5 protein-coding genes are annotated in these 5559 nt (G+C 62.4%); 2 read left to right on the top strand and 3 right to left on the bottom strand.

Annotated features, from left to right (window positions below; all coding sequences use genetic code 11):
- A partial coding sequence (locus tag ABYW26_RS09625; protein WP_372604600.1) for an ABC transporter ATP-binding protein/permease occupies window positions 1–1352 on the bottom strand: 1352 nt, incomplete at its 3' end.
- A 65-nt stretch (window positions 1353–1417) separates the two neighbouring features.
- The gene (locus tag ABYW26_RS09630) at window positions 1418–2551 is read right to left on the bottom strand and encodes a LysM peptidoglycan-binding domain-containing protein (protein WP_372604601.1); all 1134 of its coding nucleotides are present in this window, start codon (window positions 2549–2551) and stop codon (window positions 1418–1420) included.
- A gap of 102 nt (window positions 2552–2653) precedes the next feature.
- Here ABYW26_RS09630 and ABYW26_RS09635 point away from each other — a divergent pair, with 102 nt between their 5' ends.
- On the top strand, window positions 2654–3211 hold the full coding sequence (locus tag ABYW26_RS09635) for a TIGR00730 family Rossman fold protein (RefSeq protein WP_372604603.1): 558 nt from the start codon (window positions 2654–2656) through the stop codon (window positions 3209–3211).
- 160 nt (window positions 3212–3371) lie between these two features.
- Here ABYW26_RS09635 and ABYW26_RS09640 read toward each other — a convergent pair whose 3' ends face one another.
- Window positions 3372–3980 (bottom strand): superoxide dismutase, encoded by a 609-nt coding sequence (locus ABYW26_RS09640; protein WP_372604605.1) that lies wholly within the window; start codon window positions 3978–3980, stop codon window positions 3372–3374.
- Between the two features lie 233 nt (window positions 3981–4213).
- Here ABYW26_RS09640 and ABYW26_RS09645 point away from each other — a divergent pair.
- A partial coding sequence (locus ABYW26_RS09645) for a glycosyltransferase family 2 protein (RefSeq protein ID WP_372604606.1) occupies window positions 4214–5559 on the top strand: 1346 nt, incomplete at its 3' end.

Here is a 5559-nt window from a genome sequence, read left to right on the forward strand (position 1 = left end):
AACAGCACCGTGTCCTGCGGCACCACGCCGACGGCGGCATGCAGGCTGTCTTGCGTCACGTCGCGCACATCCTGACCGTCGATGCGAAAGGCGCCGTCGTTGACGTCATAGAACCGGAATAGCAACCGCCCGATGGTGGATTTGCCCGAGCCCGACGGCCCGACCAGCGCCACCGACCCGCCCGCCGGCACCGAGATCGACACGCCCTTCAGGATCGGGCGCGCGGCCTCATAGCCGAAGAACACGTTGTCCATCTCGATCGCGCCGCCATTCACCCGCAGCGCCGGCGCGTCGGGTTTGTCGGTGACCTCGGCCGGTTGTTCAAGCAGTTCGAACATCTCGCCCATATCGACCAGACTTTGCCGGATTTCGCGGTAAACCGTGCCCAGAAAGTTCAGCGGCAGTGTGATCTGCACCATATAGGCGTTGACCATGACGAAATCGCCCACGGTCAGCGTGCCGTCCTGCACCCCCATCGCCGCAAGGACCATCACCCCGACCAGACCGGCGGTGATCAACACCGACTGGCCAAAGTTCAGAAAGGCCAGCGACTGAGTGGTCTTGATCGCCGCGTGCTCATACCCCGCCATGGCGGCGTCATAGCGCCCGGCCTCGCGCTGTTCGGCGCCGAAATATTTCACGGTCTCAAAGTTCAGCAGGCTGTCGATGGCCTTTTGGTTGGCATCGGTATCCTGATCGTTCATTTGTTTGCGGATTTTCACCCGCCATTCAGTAACCTTGAAGGTGAACTGCACATACAGCGTGATCGTCACCAGAACGATCGCCAGATACCGCGCGTCGAACACCACGTAAAAGATCACCGACACCATCGCCAGTTCCAGAACCAGCGGCCCGACGCTGAACAGCATAAAGCGCAACAGGAACTCGACCCCCTTGACGCCGCGCTCGATGATCCGGCTCAGACCGCCGGTCTTGCGGGTGATGTGATAGCGCATCGACAGGCGGTGAATATGGTTGAAGGTCTCAAGCGCCAGCCGCCGCAGCGCCCGTTGCGCCACCCGGGCAAAGACCGCGTCGCGCAATTGCTGAAAGCCAACGTTCATCGCCCGCGCCATGCCATAAGCAATGGTCAGACCAATCGCCGAGGCCCCCAGTGCCCAAGCCGGGCTGGGTGCATCCCCGGCCAGACCGTCAACCGCCGCTTTGTAAAAGAACGGCGTCGCGACCGAGATCAGCTTGGCCAGCACCAGCATCAACAGCGCCAGCACCACCCGGCGTTTGACCCAGCCCTGCCCGTCGGGCCACAAATACGGGCCGACACGCGCAATCGTGCGCAACGCGCTGGCGCGCTCAAGTTTCGAAAGATCATCGGTGGTGGGTCTGCGCGCCATCTTCAAGCCTTCTCTGCTATGCAGCAACAGATAGGCCCGACCAACGCGAAAGACCAGAGCCGGCGTTAGTCGGCCAAGGGCACCTCGAACACCTGACCCGGATAAATCAGGTCAGGATCGCGGATCAGATTGCGGTTGGCGTCATAGACTTTGACATATTGCACGCCGTCGCCATAGGTCTCACGCGCGATCTGCCACAGGGTAAAGCCGGGCTGAACGGTGACCAGCTTGACCTTGGGGGCCGGGTCGGGCGTGGTGGCAGCGGCTGCTGGCGTCGCAGCCGGGGCCGTCTCGGCCGACGCGACCTCTTGCGAGGTCGACTCGGTCATCGCCAGCGCACCTTGGGCCTCGCGGGTGAACTCGGTCTCGATCCGGGCGGTGACCTTGCCGGTCTCGTCAACCTGATCGACCCGCAGAACATATGTGCCCGGCGCAATCGCCCCGGTTTCGCCCTGCCAGACGCCCGCGCCATCGGCCTCGGCGGTCAGCAGCGGCTGATTGTCCAGATAAAGGCGCACAAAAGCGTTCGCCGCAGCGCGACCGTCAAACTGCACGCTGCCCGCCGCGGTATAGGCGATGGCGTCAATCGCCAAGTCCTGCACATCGCCACCCGCCGCAGGCTGCAGCACCGACACATCATCCTTTTCGGCCAGCAACACCGCCGGCGCGCGCGGCGCCTCTTCGGTGGTGGTTGGCTCTTGCGCTTCGGCGACCGGCGCGGCAGGCACCGGCGCAAGGATCACCGTGGTCTCGGACGGCACTTGCGTGCCATCGGCCAGCTCCATCAGCAACGACACGACACGGGCATCATCGCTGGGCGCAACCTCGAACAGCGCCGCGAACTTGGCCGCGCCATCGACATCGGACGAAGCCATCTTTTCCCCGTCAACCAGCACATCGACCCGCGCACCGGCAACCCCGCTGCCCGCGACAAGCGCCGCGCCGCCGGGTTCGACCCGGACCACATCAAAACTCGGCGCCGGGATCACTGCCGCCACAGGGGCCGGTTCAGCCGCCGGTTCGGGCGCGAAGGGTGCCTCGGGCTTGGAGGTCTCGGCAACAGGCTGGGCCGCCGGAACCGGCACGGGCGGCACGTCCTGATCCTGCGCCACTAACAGCGCAACGCCCACGATCACGATCGCCGCGCCGCCGATCAGGGCCACTCGTGCCCCGGTGCCAAGATTTGTCCAAAATGCCATGCCTGTTCCCCTCACCCCGGCGATCATGTCCCCCCGACCGCGCTTGCGAGACCATAGCAACCCCGTTATCACGGGTCCAGAACCGCGTAACCGAGGCCAGATATGACACCCATTCGCCCTTCGATCTGTGTCTTTTGCGGCTCACGCGATGGTGATGACCCGGCCTATGGCACCGCCGCCGAAACGCTGGGCACCCGGATTGCCGAACAGGGCTGGCGGCTGGTTTACGGCGCCGGAGACGTCGGCCTGATGGGCCGTGTCGCCCGCAGCACCCAAAGCGCCGGCGGCGAAACCTTCGGTGTTATCCCCGTTCACCTGTTCCAGCGCGAAGTCGGCAAACGCGACCTGTCGACCTTTATCGTCACCGAAAACATGCATGAGCGTAAAAAGGTCATGTTCATGAACTCGGACGCCATCGTCGTTCTGCCCGGCGGCGCCGGATCGCTGGACGAGTTTTTCGAGGTGCTGACATGGGGCCAGCTTGGCCTGCATGAAAAGCCGATCCTCGTGCTGAACATCAACGGCTATTGGGACCCGCTGCGCGCCCTGATCGACCATGTGATCGAACGCGGCTTTGCCGATGCCAGCCTGACCGCGTTCATTGAATTCGTCGATGACGTGCCCACGCTGATGTCGCGCCTGAGCGAACAGCTGGACTGATTGGGGCTCTGCCCCAAACCCCGGGATATTTAGGCGAAAAAGAAGCCAAAGGTCTTTTTCTTGGCTTAAATACTCATGCCCGAGCGGCCTTTGGCCGCGAGACAAAGAAATGACCGGCCCCGAAGGGCCGGTCGCAATTGAATAGACCTGTGGTGACGGATCAGGCGTTCGACAGGCGCTCGGCCACGTTTTCCCAGTTCACCAGCTTGTCGAGGAAGTTGGTCAGATAGGCCGGGCGCTTGTTGCGGAAGTCGATGTAATACGAGTGCTCCCACACGTCGCAGCCCAAAAGTGCGGTCTGGCCAAAGCACAGCGGGTTCACGCCATTTTCGGTCTTGGTGACTTTCAGGCCGCCATCGGCGTCCTTGACCAGCCAGCACCAGCCCGAGCCGAACTGGCCCGCGCCTGCGGCGGCGAATTGTTCCTTGAAGGCATCAATCGAGCCGAAGCTGTCGGTGATCGCGGCGGACAGTTCGCCCGGCATCGCGCCTTCGCCCGGGCCCATCATTTCCCAGAACTGCATGTGGTTCCAGTGCTGTGAGGCGTTGTTGAAGATGCCGTTCTGGGCGACGGCGCCAGCGGCATAGGTGCCTTTGACGATCTCTTCGAGGGTCTTGCCCTCCCACTCGGTGCCGGCGATCAGCTTGTTGCCGTTGTCGACATAGGCCTTGTGGTGCAGGTCGTGGTGGTATTCCAGCGTTTCTTTCGACATGCCAAGATCGGCCAGCGCGTCATGGGCATAGGGAAGGTCGGGAAGTTCAAAAGCCATTGGTCAGCTCCCTGTTGGTTCGTGCGTTGCTTTGTCCTAGATGGCGGTCCTTGCCGGGAAAGGTCAACCCCCGCCGCCGCAAGAACGGCCAGTTGGCCGGGAAAAGTAGGGGCGCTGCTGGCGAGACACTCGACATATAGGCCAGCGCCTGTATCCTTTACCGAATTGAAAGAGCAGCCCGGTCAAGAAGGACTGCCGGACAGGCAGCGCCGCCGCAAGCAGGCACATATGTGATGAGTGACAGAAAACACCGCTATACCATCCTGTCGATGATGAAGGATGAGGGCCATTGTCTGATCGAATGGCTGGCGTATCACCACCATTTGGGCTTTGACAATATCTGCGTCTATACCAACAACTGCACCGATGGCACTGACAAGATGCTGATGCGGCTGGCGCAATTGGGCTATTGCCGGCATTTCGAAAACGTCGTTCCCGCCGACAAGAAACCGCAGCCGCACGCGCTGCAACTGGCCAGCAAAAACCCGGACGTCACCGACAGCGACTGGGTGCTGACCATGGACGCGGACGAGTTCCTGTCGATCAAGGTTGGCGACGGCCGCCTGCCCGATCTGATCGCCGCCCTGCCCGAAGGCACCGATGCGCTGGCGATCACATGGCGGTTCTTTGGCTCAAGCGAGATCACCGACTGGAACCCCGGTCTGGTGTCCCAGACTTTTACCCGCGCAGCACCCGATGATTTCAAAAAGGGCTGGGGCGTAAAGACCCTGTTCCGCCCTTATGAAGACCTGAAACTGGGCATCCACCGCCCGCATATCCGCAAGGCCAAGCAGCAGCCGGAAAAGCTGCAGCGGCTGATGGATCAGCATTGGGTGAATGGTTCGGGTGTGGCGATGCCCACCGATTTCAACCTGTCCGGATGGCGCTCGACCAAGCCGACGCTGGGCTATGATCTGGTCGAGATGAACCACTATGCGGTGAAAAGCTATGAGGCCTATCTGCTGCGGCGGATGCGCGGCAACGTCAACAACAAGGCCGACAAATATAACGCCAATTATTTCGCCATCTTCGACCGCAATGAAATCGTTGCCGACAACGCCGCGCGCCATGCCGAGGCGGTGAAACAGATCATGGCCCAAATGCTGGCCGATCCCGAATTGCGGGCATTGCAGGATGCGGCGAACGCGTTCCATGCGGCTCAGGTCGAGCGGTTGCGCACCACGGGCGAATATGACGACTGGCTGGCCTCGCTGAAACAGGCCTCATTGGTGCCGATGGATAAGCTGGACGAAATCCTGTTCACTCAGCACCTTCCGAAGATGTGGCAGGAAAAGGTCGAGGAATGGCGCACCTCCGGAGTACCGGACAAGGAAATCGCTCTGATGATCGCCCGCAGCCAGACCGCTCGCAAGGCCGAGACCCGCGCCGCATTGCGTGAAGTCGCGGGGGCGCCGGACGAGGGCGCGCCGAACACGCCCGAACCCGACCCGACGCCGCCCGCCAGCGGCGACCAGGACGCCGAGACAAACGCCCGCAAGGCCGAACGCGAAGAGCGCCGCGCCCGCCGCAAGGCCCTGCGCGACCGTGGAGAAATCGCCCGCCCGGAGTGGGCAGCCGC

Source organism: Actibacterium sp. (assembly GCF_041584535.1).
GTDB lineage: Bacteria > Pseudomonadota > Alphaproteobacteria > Rhodobacterales > Rhodobacteraceae > Actibacterium_D.